The sequence below is a fragment of the Arthrobacter sp. V1I9 genome (genome assembly GCF_030817075.1).
Lineage (GTDB): Bacteria > Actinomycetota > Actinomycetes > Actinomycetales > Micrococcaceae > Arthrobacter.
Map to the genome: position 1 here is coordinate 538,542 of NZ_JAUSYU010000001.1, position 19,788 is coordinate 558,329.

Here is a 19,788-nt window from a genome sequence, read left to right on the forward strand (position 1 = left end):
CCGGGCTTCAAGGGCCGGCGGAGTGGCAGCACCCTCCGGCCCGGCTCCGGGCATGCCCGTGGTCTCCGCGGAGTCGATGCTTGGCCTGAAGCGGCGGGCGAGGCGCATCAACAGGGCTTTGGCCGAAAAGTACCCCTACGCCCACGCGGAGCTTGATTTCCGCAGCCCGTTTGAACTGCTGGTGGCCACTGTCCTGTCAGCGCAGACCACGGACGTCACCGTCAACCAAGTTACGCCCCTGCTGTTCGCACGTTTCCCGGATCCGAGGTCCATGGCGGAAGCGGATCCGGCCGTGGTGGAAGAAATTATCAAGCCCACGGGGTTCTTCCGCGCCAAAACACGGAACCTGATCGCGTTGTGCACCCGGGTGGTGGACGAATACAACGGCGTGGTGCCGGGGCGCCTGGAGGACCTGGTGACGCTGCCGGGCGTGGGCCGGAAGACTGCCAACGTCGTGCTCGGCAACGCCTTCGGCATCCCCGGCATTACAGTGGACACCCACTTTGGCCGCCTCGCCCGCAGGTTCGGCTGGACGACATCCGAGGACCCGGTCCAAATCGAGTACGACGTCGCCGAACTTTTCGAAAAACGGGACTGGACCATGCTGTCCCACCGGGTGGTATTCCACGGGCGGCGGGTGTGCCACTCCCGGAGGCCCGCGTGCGGTGCATGCCCCGTGGCGAACTGGTGCCCCAGCTACGGCTTGGGCGAAACGGACCCCGTCAAGGCAGCCAAGCTGCTCAAGTACGAGCTCGCCCCGGGCAACGAAGCCCTGCTGTCTCAACTGTTGGCCGAAACGGACAGGGCCGCCGAAATCAGGATGGAATCCCAGAAGAGGACACCTTGAGCGCGCGTGAAGACCTGATCGAATTGGCCCGCAGGGCAGAGGCCGGATCCGCGGCGTCCCCTGATCCCCTGTGGGCCGCCCTCACCGTTGATGCGCAACGGGCGCGCAGGGCTGCCGTCCTGATGCTTTTCGGTGCACTGGACGACGTTCCGGCGGTTTCCGGGAAACCGCTGGCACCGGCGGACCTGGATGTCCTGCTGCTGGAGCGGGCCCACACCTTAGGATCCCACCCCGGCCAGATGGCGTTTCCGGGCGGCGGCATTGACGCCCGGGAAACGCCGGTACAGGCAGCTTTGCGCGAAGCGGAAGAGGAAACGGGCCTGGACTCAGACGGTGTCGAGGTGCTGGGCACCCTTCAGGAGCTTGGCCTTGCCCACAGCAACTTCCTCGTCACCCCAGTGCTCGGGTGGTGGAAGTCGCCGTCGCCCGTCCATGTGGTGGACTATGCCGAATCTGCCCAGGTGTTCCGGGTCCCGGTGCGGGACCTGCTGGACCCGGACAACAGGGTCATGGCCACAGTCCACCGGGCCGGGCGCACTTTCGACAGCCCGGCTTTCACCGTCAATGGCGTGGTGGTGTGGGGGTTTACCGGAATTGTCCTGAATGGCCTATTTGAACAGCTCGGCTGGGCTGTGCCCTGGGACCGGAGCAGGGTCCACCCGATGGGTGTCTAACGTCCGGGTTGCTGGCCCCGGCCGGCTTCTTTCGCCTCGACGGGTGTCAGGCCTGCTGCTGGCGGAGATCCACCACGATTCCCGTGGCCGCGTTCTCCCGCATGGCGTTGACGCCCTCCAGCAATGTATTGAGGGACTTGAAGTTCGGGGAGACGGCAACGATGTTGCCCTCTCCGTCCGTCAGCCGAAGCCGGTACGACTCGTCCCCTACCCGATGAATTTCAAACCTGCCCGCCATGTGCCGGACCTCCCCTTGGTGTGCGTCGTTGCATCAACCTCTGGACCGATCTGTTTCAGTCACCACACGACTGTATCCCGGGTCACGGGGACCCGGCGAGCTACCGCCGGGTAGGTTACTTTTCTCGACAAATGTCGCCTTGGAGGGCTTCTGGTGCCCGTTCAGGGGAGGTCCTACTTTGCGTGGTCGTAGGAATCAACCACCGCCACACTCACTGGAAACTCCACAGGTATAGGTCCGAACAGCAGGTCCTTGGCCGCGCCCGCGGCATCCTCGATTGCTTTGATACAGGCGTCCACCAGGTCCTCAGGCGCGTGGACCATCACTTCGTCGTGGAGGAAGAAAACAAGCTCCGCCCGGGCCGGACCTTCCGCGGCCAAGGCGCGCAGCCGCCGTCGTAATTCCGCAAGCCAGCACGCTGCCCAGTCCGCCGCGGAGCCCTGGACCACGAAGTTCCGTGTGAAACGCCCCCTGGAACGGGCAATTGATTCCGCCCGCCGCTGCTCCTCCGCCGACGACGAGCGCTGGCTCTGGAACCAGCGTTCCGACGGCGGCGGGGAGCTGCGGCCGAGCCTGGTGGTGACCGTTCCGCCGGACTCGCCGGCGCGGGCCGCCCGTTCCACGAAGTCCACGGCCCGGGGATACGTCCTGGCGAGCTGCGGCATGAGGCGCCCGGCTTCACCGGAGGTGGCTCCGTACATGGCACCCAGCAGCGCTACTTTCGCTTTCGAGCGGTCGCCGCCGAACCCTTTGGCGGCGATGCCTGCGTAGAGGTCCTGGTCCCTGGCGGCCTCGGCCATGATCGAGTCCTTTGCCAGCGCCACCAGGACGCGGGGTTCGAGCTGTGAGGCGTCCGCGACGATCAGTTTGTAGCCGGGATCGGCGTGGACGGCGCCGCGGATCTGGCGCGGTATCTGCAGGGCACCACCGCCCCTGGACGCCCAGCGGCCCGAAACCACGCCGCCCACAACGTACTCAGGGCGGAAGCGGCCACCGGCCACCCACGCATCAAGCCAGGCCCAGCCGTTGGCCGCGTGCAGCCGCGAAAGTTTTTTGTAGGCCAGGAGCGGGGCTATGGCGGGGTGCTTGGATTCCTGCAGCTCCCACTGCCGGGTGCTCTTGACTTCGATCCCGTTCCGGTGGAGGGCCCGCATCAGGTCCTGCGGGGAATCCGGGTTCAGGGTTGGCGCGTTCAACAGGCCGCGCAGTTCGAGGTTCAAGGCCTCAAGTTTCGCCGGGCGGTGGCCCATGGGCGGTCGGGGCCCGAGATAATCAGCCAGGATCTCCTCATGCAGGTCCTCCCGCCAAGGGACGCCGGCGTGCTGCATCTCGGCGGCGATCATGGCGCTGGCCGATTCCGCGGCCAGGAGCAGCTGCAGCCGGTTGCGCCGGTTCTCCTCGGGGCTGACGGACGCCAGGGCTATCTGCTGGGCGGCGTATTCCTCCCGGAGGTCCTCCAGCGTGTGCCGGGTTTCGACGCCGGTGCCCGGATCATCGAAAAGGGCGCCTTGTTCGGGTGGCGGCGGAGGCGGTTGGAGGACCCGGGGCGGCTGTTGCGGGTCGTCGAGGGTGACCCGGTCCGCGTTCAGAGCATATTCGGTGTGCGCTGTGAACTGCGAATGGGCCAGGATGTTTCCGCACAAACCCAGGTCATGGCACCTGTCCAGTTCCACCCCGGATGCCAGCAGGGACGGGTACCAGTCCTGCGTCCGGTGCCAGATCCAGCGGGGAGGCCCGCCCTGCCGCCGGCGTTCCAGGCCGCGTACGACGGCGGGCAGTTCACTTGCGGGAACAGGCCGGGGTTCCGGGTTGGAGGGGTGGGGGTGGCCGGCCTGTGTGAGTTCCTGCAGGACCGCGCCCTGGGGGTGGGCGGCCAGCAGGAGGTACATGCTCCAATTCTGCCTTGTCTGCGAGGCCCCTCAAGCCGGGCGACTTTTCCTGCACAGGGCTGTTGAAAGGGGCGCTATCCACATACGGGCCCGGTCTCCTTATCCAAGCGGGGCAGCGGGTGGACAGTGGCTCCATGAGCAGGCACCAGCTGACCCCCTCCCACTCTGATCCAAGCCGGTCCGTGCCCTCGTCCCGGCGGGTTGCAGATGCGCCCCCGCCGGGCGCGGCCGCTTACGCCGGGAATTCGGTAGAGAATGGCGAGGCCTGGCTGCCGGACGGTGCGGAAGAAGTGCTGCTGGTGACCTCATCCCCCTTTCTGCGCGCGGAAGTGGAGCGTATTGTCGCTGCGGCCGGAGCCCGCCTTCGAGTTGTGGCCGATGCACTTGAGGCGGGCAGATATTGGGACGGGACGGCGGCAGTTCTGGTGGGAAGTGACATCCGGGAACTGCCGCCCCGACGGCAGGCACCGGCAGTCCTGGTTGGGCTGGATGGTGAAGGGGACAGCCTGTGGCACCTCGCTGCCGCCCTCGGCGCCGAGCGGGTGGCAGTGCTGCCGGATGCCGCCGCGTGGCTCGCCGACCACCTGAGCCGCTCCCGGTCGCCCGGCCCTGGCGGACTCATCCTCGGGGTGACCGGCGGGTGCGGCGGGGCCGGAGCCACCACGGCCGCCATCTGGATAGCACAGGCGGCCGCCGGGATGGGGGCCAGCGTGTTGCTGATTGACGGCGACCCATGGGGTGGCGGGCTGGAACTTGCCATTGCCGCGGAAGAGAGCGCCGGCCTGCGCTGGCCTGACCTCTCAGAAGCCCGCGGCAGCATCGATCCCGGCCAGCTTTCTGATTCGCTGCCCGTCTCAGGAGGGTTCTCGTTCCTGTCCTGGCCAGCCAGCCGGGAACAGCCTGTTCCCGTGGCAGCTGCTACCACCGCCGGGGTCCTCGATGCCGCGCGCCGTGGCTATGAGCTCGTTGTCGTCGACATTGGCAGGGGGACAGGGCCGCTGCTGGCCTATGGCTGGGACTGTGACCGCATCATGATGGTGGTTCCCGCGCAGCTGAAGGCGGCCGTTGCGGCGGTACGGCTGCTGCAGGAGTTTCCGCCGATTGAGGCTGCACTCCTGGTGCGGGGGAGGCCGGGCGCCGCACTGGACGGCTCACTGATTTCCGAGGCCATCGGGCTTCCCGTGCTGGGACGCGTACCTGAGCTGCGCGGTGTCAGTGCGGCCATGGAGTCCGGCCGCCTCCTGGACCTGGGCAAGCGTCGAAGTGTCCGGCACTTTGCTGCCTCGGTGCTCGATTCCCTCGGGGACGAGTTGCCGGCAGGGGAGCCCGGATGAAGCAGCAACCTTCCTCTCATGGAGCCGGGCAGGCGGATGGTCTGCGGCGGCGTACCCGGAACCTTGAGGGCCAGCGCCATGATCCGCGCCGGGATGCCCGCCTGCCGCTGGACTCCGGGCTGCTGGAATCGGTCCGCGAGTCAATGATGGCGGACGCCGGGGTGGTGACTCCCTCCCGGGTGGCAGCCGCGGTGCAGGCCACGGGGAGGTTGTTGGGCACGGCGGGTTCGCTCGCGGCGGTGGAGCGGATCAGCGCCGAATTGAACGGCCTGGGACCTCTGCAGGTGCTCACCCGCGACCCGGCAGTCACGGACATCTTTGTGAATGCACCGGACGCTGTGTGGGTGGACCGTGGCCGGGGCATTGAACGCGTTCCCGTGGTTTTTGGCGACGAGACGCAGCTGCGGGCGCTCGCCTGCAGGCTGGTTGCTGCCGGCGGGCGGCGCCTGGATGACGGCTCCCCCTGCGTGGATGTGCGGTTGCCGGGCGGTTACCGTGTCCATGCGGTGCTGCCGCCGGTGTCCACCGCAGGTACTCTGCTCAGTATCAGGATCCGCCGCGAGCGTGTATTCACGATGGAGGAACTGCAGGCGGCCGGCCTGTTCGGTCCCCTCGTCAAGGACGTTTTGGTGAGGGTGCTGGAGCATCGGCTGACTTTCTTGATCAGTGGAGCCACCGGGTCCGGCAAGACCACGCTGCTGTCCACCTTGCTGGGGCTCTGCGCACCGGAGGAGCGGCTGGTCCTCATTGAGGATGCTTCTGAACTGAACCCGGTCCATCCGCATGTGGTTTCCCTTGAATCCCGGCACGGAAATCTTGAAGGCGGCGGGGAAGTGGGCCTGGGCGAACTTGTCCGGCAGGCCCTGCGCATGAGGCCTGACCGGCTGGTGGTGGGGGAGTGCCGTGGTGCGGAGGTACGGGAACTGCTCACTGCAATGAACACCGGCCACAGCGGCGGGGGCGGAACCATCCATGCGAACACTGCCACGGCAGTTCCGGCGCGTCTTACCGCACTTGGTGCGTTGGCCGGTTTGAGCCCGGACGGGGTACGGCTTCAGGCGTCCAGCGCCCTGGACGTAGTGATCCATGTCGAACGGACCATCCGCGGCAGGGAAGTGACCTGTGTTGGCGTCATCAATGACGGCCCCGACGGTCTGCGCGTCCTGCCTGCGCTGGAAGCAGCTGCAGGCGTCCCCGTTCCGGGCCCCGGATGGCCGGCCCTCGCCGGCCGGCTCGGATTCGATCCGGGGGAATCTCTGTGACGGCTGTTCTTGCCGGTGCCCTGGTGCTGGCTGCGGTGATGATTCTTCGCCCGGCCCGGGGCGCGCCAGCGAGGTTCCGCCGTGCAACTGGTGGTTCTGACCGTTTAATGGCTGGCAGGATCTGGTTTCCTCGGCTCCGAGGGTCCAGGCCCGGCGGCAGGAAAGCGGCAGAACCTGGTGCCGCGGTACCCATGACCCTTGTGGTTCAGCAACTGGCCGCACTGCTCAAAGGCGGGCGAACCCCCGTACGGCTGTGGGACGAGCTGTGGTTTGTGTACGGCGCTGCCACCCCGCACGGGTCCACGGGCACCTCGGCGTCCGGGCTTGGTCCCGGGATGCAACCCGCATCAACGTCCGACGCGGTAGATGCAGACGCGGGAAGACTGAGGGCCAGCGGCCTGACCGGAGGATCGGTTGCAATGCTGGCCGCAGCCCGCGCTGCTGCCGGGACCGGAACTCCGGTATCGAACGCCATTCGCCGTTCTTTACCCGCGGCCTTCCCGAGGCCAGACAGGGAATTCCGGATCTGGTCGGAACTGGCAGCGTGCTTTGACATCGCAGAAGCAAGCGGCTGCCCGTTGGCCGACGTGCTCACGAGGTTCGCGGCTCAGCTCGAGGTGGAGGACGACGCCGACGCCGCCCGGCAGACCGCCCTGGCCGGGCCCAAGGCCACGGTCAATCTGTTGACCTGGCTTCCGCTCATGGGGCTGGGCCTGGGAATCGCCCTTGGCGTGGACCCGCTGGGCATACTGCTGGGTACTCCGCTGGGGCTCGCAACGCTGGCAGCCGGGATTGCGCTGACTGTGGCGGGCAGGGTGTGGTCCGCAAAGCTGGTGGCAGCAGCGGCCGGCGTGGGGGCACCATGACCGATCCTCGTATTTTGGGTTTAGCACTCTTCCTCGCCATGGCCGGGGCCGCCTGTCTCCTGTGTCCGGGCCAAGGCAGTATTCGGAGGCGGCTGCTCCACCTGGCGCCGGGGGAGATCGGGCCTTCGGACACCGCGCCGGACGCGGACGGGCGGCCTCGGAACCGGGCAGGTCCTGATGGCCTGAAGGACACTGCCATGATGCTCGAACTCGTGGCGGCCATGCTGGACGCCGGGTCCGGCATTGGGCGCTCCCTCGAACTGGTATCAGCCTCTGCCTCCGTGCGGTACAGGGAGGCCCTCCGGCCGGTTGTTTCGGCGCTCGCGATTGGAGCGGACTGGGAAACCGCGTGGCGCAGCTCTGCTGTCCGGCTGCCCGAAATTATCGAGCTGCGGGACGCTTTGGGGTTCGCGGCGCTGACGGGTGCCCCGTCCTCGGCAATTCTCTACGCCCAAGCCGCCAGGCTCCGCCGCGAAAGGTTCCGCGCTGCCGAAAAGCGGGCAGCCTCGCTGGGCGTGAAGCTGGTGGTCCCGCTGGGCCTGTGTTCACTGCCGGCCTTCATCTGCCTCGGCGTAGTACCCGTCCTGCTTGCCCTGGTGCCGTCCGGATCGTAGCCGGGACAGGGTTATCAGCCGGATCAAGGCCGCCAGCCGGAGACGTCACCGGACTGACACGGCCCCGCTCTTTCCCTCCACAACGAGGAACAGACCTGACTTTTCCACTTACACAAGCGCTGGCCTTATCGCTCCGGGCGGGGCCCGGAAGAGTCGAAGCAGCCGGCAACCCTGCCGGCCCACAGAAAGGAAGCACCCCATGTCCATCAATCAGGACCGCCACTACGCCGCTGGATCAGCAGCGCTCGCAGCAGCCCGATCGAACACAAAGCGACGCATCACCGGCGGCCAGTCCGCTTACCCGCAACACTCCGGCACTCCTTCGCAGCCGGCCAACGTCGTGGAGCTTTACCCCGGAGTAACTGCTGCCCGCAACCGTTCGGGTATGCGCCGGCTGTTGGGGTCGGAAGCAGGGATGGCCACCGCGGAGTACGCCATCACCACTCTCGCCGCTGTCGGCTTTGCCGGGCTGCTGGTCTTCATCCTCCGCAGCGAGGAAGTACGGGGGTTCCTGCTGAATCTGATCCGCACGGCGCTGGCCTTGCCATGACCTGCGCACCGGACGCGCTCCTTCGCCTGCTTCCGGGTGAAAGCAACCAGAAGGGCCAGTGGCTGATGGCGGAAGCGGCCGGTCGTCGCGGGCCAGGGGATCGTTGGCACAGAAGAAGGAGCTGGCGGCTGGTCAAATCCCGCGGTGCCGTCACCGCAGAGTTTGCCGTGACGCTGCCTGCCGTCCTGCTGCTGCTTGCCATGCTCCTCACAGGTGCCGCGGCCGGTGTTACCCAGCTGCGGTTGGAAGAGGGAGCACGCGCCGGCGCCAGGGCCTTGGCCCGCGGTGACGATTCCGCCTCGGTGGAACGGATCGTTAAGACCCTCTCGGGCGCGTCAGCCTCGGCGGTTGTCGCAACTGAGGGCGAGTGGCTCAACGTCACCGTCACTGACCGGGTCGGTGGCCCGCTGGGGGCAGCAATTCCCTGGACGCTGACGGCCCGTGCGTCGACCCGCAGCGAAACAGCAGTCGCACGCTCGCACGCACTGCTAACTGCCGGGGCGGGGGCCGGGGCAGGCGCCGGATGAAGGGCTGGTGCAGCACAACAGGAAGGAGCGCTGTGCAACGAAAGTCCACCGCGCCGGCGAAGCAAGGACCGGACCGCCGGGAACGCGGATCCGGGACGGTCTTGGCCGCGGGACTGGCCCTGGTGGTGATGACGGCCATGGCGCTGTTGCTGCTTCTGGCGCAGTCGGCTGTGATGGCCAGCAGGGCAGCCGCCGCCGCTGATCTTGCTGCGCTCGCCGGGGCGGATGCCCTGCGCGGCGTCACGGACGGGAATCCTTGTACGGTGGCCGCGGAAGTTGCTGCACGGCATGCTGCCGCCGTGCTCAGCTGCTCCGAAGGGGAGGGCCACACCCTTGAAGTCATGACTGAGCTGACGGAAAGGACCATCGTGGGCACAGCCACCGGCCGCGCCCGGGCGGGACCTCCCCCTTAGCTGGCTGGTCCTCCCACGAGGGGGCGCTCCCTGGCACGCGCGGAGCTTCCCAGGAAGGCGATCTCCCGCGAAGCAAGCGGTGGTTCACTGTCAGCGCGGGGCTTCCACACTCAGCGCGCTGGCTTCGGTGGCGTCCTTGAGCAGGACATCGAGCAGGGTGACTGCGGCCGCCTTGTCCAGGGGATTGTTTTTGTTCCCGCACTTGGGCGACTGGACGCAGGAGGGACAGCCGGATTCGCACTCGCAGGCTTTGATGGCGTCCCGTGTCGCGGCCAGCCACACCTTGGCCTTGTCGAAACCGCGTTCGGCAAAGCCGGCCCCGCCCGGGTGCCCGTCATACACAAATATGGTGGGCACCCCGGTGTCGGCATGCAGGGCAGTGGATACACCACCGATGTCCCACCGGTCACTGGAGGCCACCAGGGGAAGGAGTCCGATGGCTGCGTGCTCCGCCGCGTGCAGGGCGCCCGGGAACTGCGCTTCGATCAGTCCGGCTGCTGCGAGGGACCGGTTGTCCACCACGAACCATACGGCCTTGGTGAACAGTTCCCTGGCGCCAAGATCGAGTGGTTCCTCGCCGAGGATCTCGTTGGAAATCAGGGCCTTGCGTTGAAAGGAGACCACCTGTGTGGTGACCTTCACGTCGCCGAAGTGCAGCGAAACGTCACCCCACGTTGCGCTGCGCTGGGTTTCCAGCACCTCGATCTGGGTCACATCCCGCGCCGTGGTGTAGTAGTCCGGGTTGGCTCGGCGGACCACTACGCAGTGGTCGTCTTCGTTGAGGTCCTCCACCACGTAGCTGTCGCCCTGGTGAATGTAAACAGCACCGGTGTGCGCCTGGTAGTGGGTCTGGGGAGAGTCCATCGTCCCGAGGAGGGAGCCGGTGTCAGCGTCAACAATGCTCACCGGCCCGCCCCCGTCGGCCCTCAGGTTCACCATTGCCGCGGCGCTCTGGGAATGCGTCCAAAACCAGCCGGCCGGCCGGCGACGAAGATATCCTTGGGCTACCAGGCGGTCCAGGAGTCCTTCCGCGGTGCTCCCGAACAGCTCAAGCTCGCCGACACCGAGCGGAAGTTCGGCCGCGGCGGCGCACAGGTGCGGGCCCAGCACGTACGGATTCGACGGGTCGAAGACGGTAGCTTCCACCGAGACATCGAAGATGGCTTCCGGATGGTTCACCAGGAATGTGTCCAGCGGATCGTCGCTGGCAACAAACGCGGCGATGGCGTCCTGCCCGGCACGGCCGGCCCGCCCGATCTGCTGGAAAAGCGAAGCCCTGGTGCCTGGCCAGCCGGCCACCAGGACAGCGTCCAGCCCGGAAATGTCGATGCCCAGCTCCAGGGCGGAGGTGCTTGAAACACCCAGGAGCCTGCCCGAGCGCAGCGCCTTCTCCACCGCCCGGCGTTCCTCCGGAAGATACCCGGAACGGTAGGCAGCCACACGTTGCGGAAGGCTCGGATCCACCTCGTCCAGGAGGCGTTTGGTGATGGACGAGATGGTCTCGGCTCCGCGCCGGGACTTGATGAAGGCGATGGTGCGGATCTGCGCTGACACCAGGTTCGCCAGCAGGTCCGCAGTTTCAGCGACGGCGGTGCGCCGCTCGTTGGCACCGTTCTCGCCCTTTAGTTCGGTCAGGGCAGGTTCCCAGAACGCCACCGTGGTGGCACCATGCGGTGAACCATCCTCCGACACCGCTTTGACCGGCGCCCCGATAAGCCGGGCGAAGGAAACGTCAGGCTCGGAAGCGGTCGCTGAAGCCGCGATGAAAACAGGTTCGGGGAAGGCCGAGCCCGCGCCGTAGTACGCGCAGATCCGCCGCAGGCGGCGCATCAGGTTGGCGACGTGCGAGCCGAAAACGCCCCGGTAGCTGTGCGCCTCGTCCACGACCACGTAGCGAAGGCGGCGGAAAAACCCCGCCCACCAGGCGTGGTTGGGAAGGATGCCGAAGTGCAGCATGTCCGGGTTGGCCAGGATGAAATTGGCGTGGTCGCGGATCCACCGCCGGGAAGCCGGGTCGGTGTCGCCGTCGTAGGTTTCCGCGCGGACCGTGGGCAGTTTCAACGCCCTGATGGCGTTCAGCTGGTCGGCCGCGAGGGCCTTGGTGGGGGACAAATAGAGGGTGACGGCGCCGTCGTCGTGGATCTTTCCGGGGTCGGCAAGAACCCGCAGTTCCGAGCGGTGGATGGCATCCAGCGCCGGCAACTGATAGGCGAGGGACTTTCCGGAGGCGGTCCCGGTGGCAACCACAACATGTTCCCCGCCGTGGGCGGTGTTTGCCGCTTCAACCTGATGGCGGTAAGGCTCCTGGACGCCAAGCGAACCATAAGCAGCCACCAGATCCGGGTGAACCCAGCCCGGCCACTGCTCGTGGACGGCTTCGCGGGCAGGGATGGTGCGGACATGACGGAGCTGTTCCGGGTCCGGGCCGCGGCCCAGCAAGGGAATCAGCGAGTCATGGGGGTTCACCCCAATATTCTTTCACCCCGCAACTGACCAGCAGGCCCGGTTCGCCCTAGGGGTAACCGGGCGAGCCGGGCCGGTGACGCGTGCTCAGCTCAGGGACAGGTCGGCCCCGTCGCGGGATGCCGAAAGCATCAGCACGCGTGAGACGGTGGTCCAACCCAGGTGGGAATAAAGCTTTTGGCCGTCCAGGGAAGCCAGGAGCAGGCCAGTTTGTACGTCATGTTCAAAAGCCTTCGCCGCCAGTGCCCGCATGATGAAACTGCCCAGTCCACGCCGCTGGAAGGCCGGTTCTGTGATGATTTTGTCGAACACTGCGGTTTCGCCCACCACAAAAACACGGCCGCTGGCGGCAAGAGTATCCCCGGACCGGACCACCGCGTAGTGCACACCGTCCTGCACTGATGTAGTCAGGGCCAGATCGTCATCCGAAAGCCAGGGATCCTCAGCATCCTGGGTCTCCATATCCACGATCATCATGGCCTGGGAATCGGAGGTGACGTTGAGCCCATGCTGCAGGGCAAGGACGGAGAAGCGGGCAAGGTCATTGGTCAGGATGGTCAGGCCCCTGGCCGGCACTTCCGCCGTCTTCGCAGCCAAAGCCGCAAATTCCACATCCGTGGGCTCGGAACCAAAGAACTCCCATTCGCCGGTGGTGTCAGCGCGGAGTGCGGCGGGGAACCGGCCTTCGGAGGATGTCCGGTACCCGCGACAACCTGCCCAGCCGGCCACCCATACTTCGAGAAGGCCAGTGATGTCGTTAACCATGGTTTCCGGGCTCATGGGATGAGACTATTCCAGCGCGGTCACAAGCAACAGGGGTAGGCAGGGCAGAAACCCGGTGCTTATGCAATTGTGATGAGCCAGGATGCTGTCCTCCTGGAGTGCCCGGACGAACGGGACGGGGAGGTTGCCGGAAGCCAAGCCGGTACCCTTAAATACGTGGCTTTGAACCGAATTGTGCTCTTTTACGGCTTTACCCCCATCGCGGACCCGGAAGCGGTGCGGCTCTGGCAGCGTGCGCTCTGCGAGAAGCTGGGGCTGACCGGCCGCATCCTCATCTCCACGGACGGCATCAACGCCACGGTGGGCGGCGAGATCGGCGCCGTCAAGCAGTATCTCAAGACCACCCGTGAATACAAGGGGTTCCACGGCATCGACGTCAAATGGTCCGACGGCGGCGCGGAGGATTTTCCGCGGCTCAGCGTCAAAGTGCGCGATGAGATCGTCTCCTTCAGTGCGCCGGGCGAACTCAAGGTTGACGCCAACGGCGTGGTCGGCGGCGGCACCCACCTCAAGCCCGAAGAGCTGCACGAACTCGTTGACGCCAAGAAGCAGGGCGGCGAAGAGGTGGTCTTCTTCGACGGCCGGAACGCGTTCGAGGCCCAGATTGGCCGCTTCAAGGACGCGGTGGTGCCGGACGTCGCCACTACCCACGACTTCATCAAGGAGCTCGATTCCGGCAAGTACGACTCCCTCAAAGACAAGCCTGTAGTCACCTACTGCACCGGCGGCATCCGCTGCGAGGTGCTCTCCAGCCTCATGGTCAACCGCGGCTTCAAAGAGGTGTACCAGCTGGACGGCGGCATTGTGCGGTACGGCGAAACCTTCAAGGACCAGGGCCTGTGGGAAGGCTCGCTGTACGTCTTCGACAAGCGCATGCACCTCGAGTTCAGCGAGGACGCCAAAACCATCGGAGAATGCACCCGCTGCGCGGCCCCCACCAGCAAGTTCGAAAACTGTTCCAACCCCAGTTGCCGTACCCTCACCCTGTACTGCGCCGAGTGCGCTTCCAGCCCGGAAACCCTGCGGTGCCCGGGAGGCTGCACCGCCTAGAATCCGTCAAGCGGGGAAGGTGCCAGGCTGCCAGGCAAACAGGTGTCACAGCCGCCGGAGGCGGTAGGCGTAATTGGCATCCCTCCTGGCCTCCACCGTGATCGTCAAGGCAGTTTCAGCAGAAAGATAGATGACGTTTTCGCGGTTGACCCCGCACCGGAGCCCCAGGTCCACCAGGGTGAGTGAGTCGCTCTCTACGGTGAACGTCACCCGCCGCTGGCTTCGGCAGGTCAGCGCCAGCGCATAGGTACCGGTTCCCACCACGGCGGTGGTTTCAGTCCGCACCTCGCCCGCGGCCAGCAGCCCGGCTCCTGCATCGACCACCGGATGCCCGGTGTCCGGCAGGGTCCGCGCCACCCAGGCTCCAAGCTCGGCCTCACTGACGGGCTCGCGCTGTGGCGGGTCCCGGGTGAACACCGGCGCCGGGGCGACCGTCTCCCCGGCCTCGGCAGAGTCGCCCCAGGTCCGGCCGTCGTCGTACGAGTATTCACAGCCGCCCAGCGCCAGCCCTGCCGTCAGCACACCGAGGACGACGGCGGCTGCCGGGTTCCGCATCAACGGCACCCCGGCTGTCCGCCCCGGAGAAGGCGCGGAGGACGTCCGCACGCTGGGCATAGTCCGACTTTAAGCCCGCGCGCTCCTGCGGGCCATACCTATTCTGCGGGCGTCAGTTGGTAGGCATAAATAAGGGGTGAGTCCACGCTGGAGGTGCTGATTTCCAGTTTGCCGGACCGCGGCAAAGTGATCCTGGTGATTTCCTTGCTGCCGTTGCAGGCCGCTCCCGCGTCCACCACAGCCTCCCCTTCCAGCGACACCGCGAAGAAGGCCTTGCCGCCGCCCTCGCAGGTTGCCGTCAGGGTGTACCGGCCGGCGGGGACATTGGCCGCCTCCTGGATAATCCGGTCCCGGTTGAGGATCTTGCCGGCATCTCCGATAACGCTGCCAGGGGCGGCTGGCAGCGCAGTGGCGCGCCACTCCGGTACGTCCGCGTTCTCGATCGAGACCACGGGCGAACACCCCGCCAGGGCCACCGCCGCCACACCCGCAAGTGCCCAGGCCGTAAGCGGGAAGCGCCGGGTGTTGGCAGGCTGCGTCCGGGCGCGCGGAAGGATGGAAAGCGGTGCTGGCATACCTCCACGCTACCCCGTCCAGGGCCTAACCCGGTTTCCAGCTCCCGGCGCCGGACTAAACTTGGGCGGTGCCTAAATCCCCATACGAGTTCACCGCCGGCAACACCCCCGACGCTCCCCGCAGCGACCTCCCGGAGCTGCTTTCGGCACTTGCCGAGGACCTGCGCCTGGTTGATTACACGCTCGACGGCGTCGCCCGGCTCCTCGGCGAATCGGCCTACGCCGCGCTGAACCGCGACCAGATCATCCCGGCTCTGCTGGCTGCCGAGCGGGCGGTGCGGCAGGACGAGGGCAACGCGGCACTCGCCGCCGTCGTCCGTTTGTGGCTGCTCGCCGAGCCGCAGCCCAGCAAATCGCTCGATGCCGCGCTGAAGGGCATCCGCGCGGAAGGCCTGCAGCTGCTGGGGCTGGTGGAGCCCGTTCCCGGCGGCACCCTTATGGCTGCCAAGGCTGACCTGCGGCCCTACGGCTGGGAGGGTACCGAAGATGACAAGGCAGACGGCAACGGCGGTGCCGAGCTGTGGGTTGCCAGCGACTTGGCGGCACACCAGCAGGAGGGCGTTCTCCGGCACGATCACGTCTTGGGCATCGGCCAGGCCTCCACCACCCTGGTGCAGACCACGTTCCGGCGGCACACCAGGCGGACGCTGGATCTGGGGACGGGCTGCGGCATCCAGGCCTTCCACCTGCTGCACCACTGCGAGCACGTGACGGCCACCGACATCTCCGAAAGGGCGCTGGCTTTTACCCGCTTCAACATCCTGCTTAACGCCGAGGCACTGTCGGTGGATCCGGCCCGGCTTGAGGACAGGGTGAGCCTGCGGGTTGGCTCGCTCCTGGAGCCCGTAGCCGGCGAGGAATTCGGGCTGGTGGTCTCCAACCCGCCCTTCGTCATCACACCGCGGAGCGCCGGGGAGGAGGCGTCCGGGCAATTTACCTACCGCGACGGCGGCCTTCCGGGCGATCAGATTGTGGCAGCCCTCGTGGCGGGACTGCCCGCTGTACTCGCTCCCGGCGGCACGGCACAGATGCTCGGAAACTGGGAGGTCCCCGCCGGCGCTGCTTGGCAGGAGCGCCCCGAGGGGTGGGTCCCTGACGGCGCCGACGCCTGGTTCATCCAGCGCGAAGTGGTGAGCCCGGAGGAATACGCCGAGACGTGGCTGCGCGACGCGTCCGAGAGCCGGGACCGGCAGCATTACAAGGACGCCTACGCGGCCTATTTGGCAGACTTCGAGTCCCGGAACGTGGAAGGGATCGGGTTCGGGATGGTGCTGCTCCGTCGGCCCCTGTCTCCCGGACAGGAACCGGTCAGCCGGTTCGAGGAAATCACGTACCCCATTGAGCAGCCCATTGGGCCCCACCTGGGCGCGGCTTTGGAGCGCCAGGACTGGCTGTCCGCGAACAGCATCAGCGACGCGCACCTGCTGGTGGCGGACGACGTCACTGAGGAACGCCACCAGCGGCCCGGCGCCGAGCACCCCGGGGTAATCCTGCTCCGGCAGGGCACAGGCCTGCGCCGGACCAACCTCCTCAGCACGGAACTCGCCGGATTCATTTCCGCCTGCGACGGCGACCTGAGCGCCGGCCAGATTGCCGGTGCCCTGGAGGCTCTGCTGGGCGGCGGCGGAGCGGGCGGGGAAGGGTTCGACGCCGGCTCGTTCCGGACTGGTTTGCTCGCCGAAGTGGCCAACCTGGTCCGCGACGGCTTCCTGATCCCGGCCCCTGAATAAGGCGCGGAAGGCCTACCGGATAACCCCCTTGTTTTCCACATGAATGCGCAAAATTGTCCAAAATATGGTGAACTAGGCCAGTATGGGCGCATCTGCCCGAGCAACCTTTTTCTGTAGGAGCACCGTGCCAAGCAAGGCCAAAACCGGCAAGAAACTCGTGATTGTGGAGTCTCCGGCCAAGAGCAAGACCATCGCCAAGTACCTGGGCGAGGGCTTCATCGTAGAGGCCTCCATTGGTCACATCCGCGACCTGCCGCAGCCGTCGGAGCTCCCTGCCGAACTGAAGAAAACCTCGGTCGGCAAGTTCGCCGTCGACATTGAACACGACTTCAAGCCCTACTACGTGGTGTCCGCGGACAAAAAGAAAAAGGTGACTGAGCTCAAGGCTGCGCTCAAGGACGCCGACGAACTTTATCTCGCAACCGATGGGGACCGCGAGGGCGAGGCCATCGCGTGGCACCTGCTGGAAGTGCTCAAGCCCAAGGTCCCGGTGTACCGGATGACGTTCGGCGAAATCACGAAGGAAGCCATCCAGCGCGCCATGGGCAACCTGCGCGACGTTGATTCGGCGCTGGTGGACGCCCAGGAAACCCGCCGTGTCCTGGACCGCCTGTACGGCTACGAAATCTCCCCGGTGCTGTGGCGCAAGGTGGCACGCGGTCTGTCCGCCGGCCGCGTGCAGTCCGTGGTCACCCGCATGGTGGTTGACCGCGAACGTGAGCGGATGGCCTTCAAGGCTGCGTCCTACTGGGACCTCACCGGCCAGTTCGGCGCCGACGCCGGTTCCTTCAAGGCGAAGCTCGCCAACGTTGACGGCGCCAAAGTGGCCAGCGGCAGGGACTTCAACGACGACGGCGTCCTCACGTCCAAGAACGTCACCCACCTTAACGAGGAGCTGGCCACCTCTCTGGCCGCCGGGCTGCAGGGCGCGGAGTTCCGCGTCCGCTCCGTCGACACCAAGCCCTACACCCGGCGTCCGGCTGCGCCTTTCACCACCTCCACACTGCAGCAGGAGGCAGGCCGCAAGCTGCGCTTTTCCTCCAAGAGCACCATGCAGGTGGCCCAGCGGCTGTACGAAAACGGCTACATCACCTATATGCGTACGGACTCCTCGGCGTTGAGTGACGAGGCCGTGACGGCTGCCCGGCGCCAGGCCTCCGAGCTCTACGGTCCCGAGTACATCCCGCAGTCGCCGCGCGTGTACACCGGCAAGGCAGCCAACGCGCAGGAAGCGCACGAGGCCATCCGCCCCGCCGGCGACTCGTTCCGCACCCCCGCGCAGGTGGCGAAACAGCTCTCCGGCGACGAATTCCGGCTTTACGAACTGATCTGGAAGCGGACCGTCGCCTCCCAGATGGCCGACGCCAAGGGGTCGACGGCGACCATCCGCCTGGGCGCGGTGGCCTCCGACGGACGGGACGCTGAGTTCTCCGCGTCCGGCACCGTGATCACTTTCCCCGGCTTCCTCGCGGCCTACGAGGAGGGCAAGGACGAGACCCGCGGCGACGAAGACTCGGACGAAGCCCGCCGTCTCCCCAATGTCGCCAAGGGCGATGCCCTCAAGGCTTCCGACATCATCGCAGTGGGCCACGAAACTTCACCGCCGCCGCGCTACACCGAAGCATCGCTGACGGCGGAGCTGGAGAAAAAGGGCATCGGCCGCCCGTCCACGTACGCGTCCACCATTTCCACCATCCAGGACCGCGGCTATGTGCGGAAACAGGGTTCCGCTTTGGTCCCGAGCTGGATCGCCTTCTCGGTCATCCGGCTGCTGGAGCAGCACTTCAGCGACTACGTGGACTACGAGTTCACCGCGGACATGGAAGGCGACCTGGACAAGATCGCCAACGGCCAGGCCGTAGGTGCCGCCTGGCTGAAGCACTTCTACTACGGCGAAGACGCCGATCCAGGTCTGCTGAGCATTGTGAACAACCTCGGTGAGATCGATGCGCGGGAAATCAACTCCGTTCCCATCGCCGACGGCATTACCCTGCGTGTGGGCAAGTTCGGCCCTTACCTGGAAAGCTCGCTGCCGACGGTGGATGCCAAAACCGGGGAAGTGGTGGAGTCAGCCCGTGCCAACGTGCCGGAGGACCTCGCCCCTGACGAGCTGACCGCCGCAAAGGCGATCGAACTGATGGAAACGGCCGCTCCGGAGGAACGCGTGCTGGGCACCGATCCCCACACTGGGCACACCATCGTTGCCAAGAACGGCCGCTACGGCGCTTACGTCACCGAAGTTATCCCCGAGATGACCGAGGAACAAATCGCCAACCAGCCGGTGGAGTACTACAAGAACGGCAAGCCCAAGCCGCCCAAGAAACCGGTGAAGGCCAAGCCGCGGACGGGTTCACTGTTCAAGTCCATGACCGTGGAGTCCGTGACCCTGGACGAGGCACTGCAGCTGATGAGCCTGCCGCGCGCGTTGGGTGAGGACGCCGAAGGCAACCTCATCACCGTGCAGAACGGCCGGTTTGGTCCGTACCTGAAGAAGGGGACTGACTCCCGCTCGATCGGCTCAGAAGAGGAAATCTTCACCATCACGCTGGAGCAGGCGCTGGAGATCTACTCCCAGCCGAAGCAGCGCGGTGCCCGTGCAGCCGTGCCGCCGCTGGCGGAGTTCGGGCCGGACCCGGTGTCGGAGAAGAACATCGTGGTGAAGGAAGGCCGCTTCGGCCCCTACATCACCGACGGCATCACCAACATCACCGTTCCACGGGCCACTTCACTGGAGGAACTCACCCGTGAACAGGCCGTTGAGCTCCTCGCCGAGAAACGGGCCAAGGGTCCGGTCAAGCGCACCGCCACCCGCAAGGCTCCGGCCAAGAAGAAGGCCACCGCCAAGAAGTAGCGGCGGCTACGTTTGCGCAGCGCACCGCAACGTGGTCGGGTAGATGTATGACTGAACAGCCCGGAATTGCCGACACCACTCCGCTTAATGACCTCGAGGAAAAGCTCGCCCAGGGAGGACAGCCAGACGCCAGTCCCGTGGACGTCATCCTGTCCTTCCTGAACAGCGAGGTCTACATCATCAGCTCGGACGGCATCGAGGGCGAGGATTCCCAGGTGGAGCCGCTGGTCCTGGCCAATGCCGACGGCGATCCCGTCCTGGCCGTCTTCTCCCACCCCAGCCGCGTGGACCAGCAGTACCTGGAGGCAGCGCCAAACGTCCTCGGCACCCAGGGTGCTGCCATCATCGCTAACATCGGCGAGGAGCTGGGCATGGTGATCAACCCGGGCGCAGCCTACGGTTTCGAGATCAACCCCGAAGGCGTTGCCAACATCAAGCGCGACTTCAAGCGCGCCGATGAGCTTCCCGACGGCGCACCTGCCGACCCGGCCGAGAACTGACGTTCTCCCCGGGGTGGTTTGACATGACGTGCCGGTTGGGCCAGAACCACCGCGCCGGGGAATAATG

Annotated in this window: 19 protein-coding genes; 13 read left to right on the plus strand and 6 right to left on the minus strand. The window is 66.3% G+C overall.

Going from position 1 to position 19,788, the window contains the following annotated elements; translation table 11 throughout:
• Nucleotides 1-52: 52 nt before the first annotated feature.
• Together nth and QFZ70_RS02550 are read left to right on the plus strand one after the other, a co-directional pair.
• On the plus strand, nt 53-847 hold the full coding sequence (gene nth, locus QFZ70_RS02545; protein WP_307097775.1) for an endonuclease III: 795 nt from the start codon (nt 53-55) through the stop codon (nt 845-847).
• Nucleotides 844-1,521, plus strand: a complete 678-nt coding sequence (locus QFZ70_RS02550) for a CoA pyrophosphatase (protein ID WP_307093949.1) — start codon at nt 844-846, stop codon at nt 1,519-1,521. The genes nth and QFZ70_RS02550 overlap by 4 nt, the downstream gene beginning before the upstream one ends.
• Before the next feature lie 46 nt (nt 1,522-1,567).
• Here QFZ70_RS02550 and QFZ70_RS02555 read toward each other — a convergent pair whose 3' ends face one another.
• The gene (locus tag QFZ70_RS02555; protein ID WP_307093950.1) at nt 1,568-1,759 is read right to left on the minus strand and encodes a DUF1508 domain-containing protein; all 192 of its coding nucleotides are present in this window, start codon (nt 1,757-1,759) and stop codon (nt 1,568-1,570) included.
• Nucleotides 1,760-1,932: 173 nt separating this feature from the next.
• Nucleotides 1,933-3,648: a bifunctional 3'-5' exonuclease/DNA polymerase gene (locus tag QFZ70_RS02560; protein ID WP_307093951.1), complete on the minus strand. Its 1,716-nt coding sequence runs from the start codon at nt 3,646-3,648 to the stop codon at nt 1,933-1,935.
• Between the two features lie 269 nt (nt 3,649-3,917).
• Here QFZ70_RS02560 and ssd point away from each other — a divergent pair, with 269 nt between their 5' ends.
• The 7 genes from ssd to QFZ70_RS02595 all read left to right on the plus strand — a co-directional run bounded on the left by ssd (nt 3,918) and on the right by QFZ70_RS02595 (nt 9,214).
• Entirely contained in the window at nt 3,918-4,982 is a 1,065-nt protein-coding gene (gene ssd, locus QFZ70_RS02565; RefSeq protein ID WP_307097776.1) for a septum site-determining protein Ssd, read from the plus strand.
• A complete protein-coding gene (locus QFZ70_RS02570; protein ID WP_307093952.1) occupies nt 4,979-6,244 on the plus strand; it encodes a TadA family conjugal transfer-associated ATPase in 1,266 nt (421 codons plus the stop codon). Before ssd ends, QFZ70_RS02570 begins: the two co-directional genes overlap by 4 nt.
• Before the next feature lie 191 nt (nt 6,245-6,435).
• Entirely contained in the window at nt 6,436-7,110 is a 675-nt protein-coding gene (locus QFZ70_RS02575) for a type II secretion system F family protein (RefSeq protein WP_373461514.1), read from the plus strand.
• Nucleotides 7,107-7,724: a type II secretion system F family protein gene (locus QFZ70_RS02580; RefSeq protein ID WP_307093954.1), complete on the plus strand. Its 618-nt coding sequence runs from the start codon at nt 7,107-7,109 to the stop codon at nt 7,722-7,724. Before QFZ70_RS02575 ends, QFZ70_RS02580 begins: the two co-directional genes overlap by 4 nt.
• Nucleotides 7,725-7,923: 199 nt before the next feature.
• Nucleotides 7,924-8,274, plus strand: coding sequence for a DUF4244 domain-containing protein (locus QFZ70_RS02585; RefSeq protein WP_307093955.1), 351 nt, complete (start codon nt 7,924-7,926; stop codon nt 8,272-8,274).
• The gene (locus QFZ70_RS02590) at nt 8,271-8,801 is read left to right on the plus strand and encodes a TadE family type IV pilus minor pilin (RefSeq protein WP_307093956.1); all 531 of its coding nucleotides are present in this window, start codon (nt 8,271-8,273) and stop codon (nt 8,799-8,801) included. The genes QFZ70_RS02585 and QFZ70_RS02590 overlap by 4 nt, the downstream gene beginning before the upstream one ends.
• 32 nt (nt 8,802-8,833) lie before the next feature.
• Nucleotides 8,834-9,214, plus strand: coding sequence for an Rv3654c family TadE-like protein (locus QFZ70_RS02595; RefSeq protein WP_307093957.1), 381 nt, complete (start codon nt 8,834-8,836; stop codon nt 9,212-9,214).
• A 90-nt stretch (nt 9,215-9,304) separates the two neighbouring features.
• On the opposite strand, the gene QFZ70_RS02600 is transcribed toward QFZ70_RS02595, so the two are convergent.
• Together QFZ70_RS02600 and QFZ70_RS02605 are read right to left on the minus strand one after the other, a co-directional pair.
• Complete coding sequence (locus QFZ70_RS02600; RefSeq protein ID WP_307093958.1) at nt 9,305-11,680, minus strand: DEAD/DEAH box helicase; 2,376 nt, start codon at nt 11,678-11,680, stop codon at nt 9,305-9,307.
• 84 nt (nt 11,681-11,764) lie between these two features.
• Nucleotides 11,765-12,457: a GNAT family N-acetyltransferase gene (locus QFZ70_RS02605; RefSeq protein ID WP_307093959.1), complete on the minus strand. Its 693-nt coding sequence runs from the start codon at nt 12,455-12,457 to the stop codon at nt 11,765-11,767.
• Nucleotides 12,458-12,616: 159 nt separating this feature from the next.
• Here QFZ70_RS02605 and QFZ70_RS02610 point away from each other — a divergent pair, with 159 nt between their 5' ends.
• Nucleotides 12,617-13,510 (plus strand): rhodanese-related sulfurtransferase, encoded by an 894-nt coding sequence (locus QFZ70_RS02610; protein WP_307097777.1) that lies wholly within the window; start codon nt 12,617-12,619, stop codon nt 13,508-13,510.
• 45 nt (nt 13,511-13,555) lie between these two features.
• On the opposite strand, the gene QFZ70_RS02615 is transcribed toward QFZ70_RS02610, so the two are convergent.
• The gene (locus tag QFZ70_RS02615; RefSeq protein ID WP_307093960.1) at nt 13,556-14,125 is read right to left on the minus strand and encodes a hypothetical protein; all 570 of its coding nucleotides are present in this window, start codon (nt 14,123-14,125) and stop codon (nt 13,556-13,558) included.
• Nucleotides 14,126-14,163: 38 nt separating this feature from the next.
• A complete protein-coding gene (locus QFZ70_RS02620; RefSeq protein ID WP_307093961.1) occupies nt 14,164-14,640 on the minus strand; it encodes a hypothetical protein in 477 nt (158 codons plus the stop codon).
• Between the two features lie 68 nt (nt 14,641-14,708).
• Between QFZ70_RS02620 and QFZ70_RS02625 the strand changes: the two genes are divergently transcribed.
• The 3 genes from QFZ70_RS02625 (at nt 14,709) to QFZ70_RS02635 (ending at nt 19,721) form a co-directional block, all read left to right on the plus strand.
• A complete protein-coding gene (locus QFZ70_RS02625; protein ID WP_307093962.1) occupies nt 14,709-16,370 on the plus strand; it encodes a methyltransferase in 1,662 nt (553 codons plus the stop codon).
• A gap of 124 nt (nt 16,371-16,494) precedes the next feature.
• Nucleotides 16,495-19,221: a type I DNA topoisomerase gene (gene topA, locus QFZ70_RS02630; RefSeq protein ID WP_307093963.1), complete on the plus strand. Its 2,727-nt coding sequence runs from the start codon at nt 16,495-16,497 to the stop codon at nt 19,219-19,221.
• A 47-nt stretch (nt 19,222-19,268) separates the two neighbouring features.
• Nucleotides 19,269-19,721 carry an SseB family protein gene (locus QFZ70_RS02635; RefSeq protein WP_307093964.1) on the plus strand — a complete coding sequence of 151 codons (453 nt, stop codon included), beginning with the start codon at nt 19,269-19,271 and terminating at the stop codon, nt 19,719-19,721.
• Nucleotides 19,722-19,788 lie beyond the last annotated feature (67 nt).

Excerpts from the sequence above, each read along its gene's own strand:
- nth (WP_307097775.1), top strand. The coding sequence starts at position 53 with ATGCCCGTGGTCTCCGCGGAGTCGATGCTTGGCCTGAAGCGGCGGGCG.
- QFZ70_RS02555 (WP_307093950.1), bottom strand. The coding sequence starts at position 1,759 with ATGGCGGGCAGGTTTGAAATTCATCGGGTAGGGGACGAGTCGTACCGG.
- QFZ70_RS02560 (WP_307093951.1), bottom strand. The coding sequence starts at position 3,648 with ATGTACCTCCTGCTGGCCGCCCACCCCCAGGGCGCGGTCCTGCAGGAA.
- QFZ70_RS02570 (WP_307093952.1), top strand. The coding sequence starts at position 4,979 with ATGAAGCAGCAACCTTCCTCTCATGGAGCCGGGCAGGCGGATGGTCTG.
- QFZ70_RS02575 (WP_373461514.1), top strand. The coding sequence starts at position 6,436 with ATGACCCTTGTGGTTCAGCAACTGGCCGCACTGCTCAAAGGCGGGCGA.
- QFZ70_RS02580 (WP_307093954.1), top strand. The coding sequence starts at position 7,107 with ATGACCGATCCTCGTATTTTGGGTTTAGCACTCTTCCTCGCCATGGCC.
- QFZ70_RS02585 (WP_307093955.1), top strand. The coding sequence starts at position 7,924 with ATGTCCATCAATCAGGACCGCCACTACGCCGCTGGATCAGCAGCGCTC.
- QFZ70_RS02590 (WP_307093956.1), top strand. The coding sequence starts at position 8,271 with ATGACCTGCGCACCGGACGCGCTCCTTCGCCTGCTTCCGGGTGAAAGC.
- QFZ70_RS02605 (WP_307093959.1), bottom strand. The coding sequence starts at position 12,457 with ATGAGCCCGGAAACCATGGTTAACGACATCACTGGCCTTCTCGAAGTA.
- QFZ70_RS02615 (WP_307093960.1), bottom strand. The coding sequence starts at position 14,125 with ATGCCCAGCGTGCGGACGTCCTCCGCGCCTTCTCCGGGGCGGACAGCC.
- QFZ70_RS02620 (WP_307093961.1), bottom strand. The coding sequence starts at position 14,640 with ATGCCAGCACCGCTTTCCATCCTTCCGCGCGCCCGGACGCAGCCTGCC.
- QFZ70_RS02635 (WP_307093964.1), top strand. The coding sequence starts at position 19,269 with ATGACTGAACAGCCCGGAATTGCCGACACCACTCCGCTTAATGACCTC.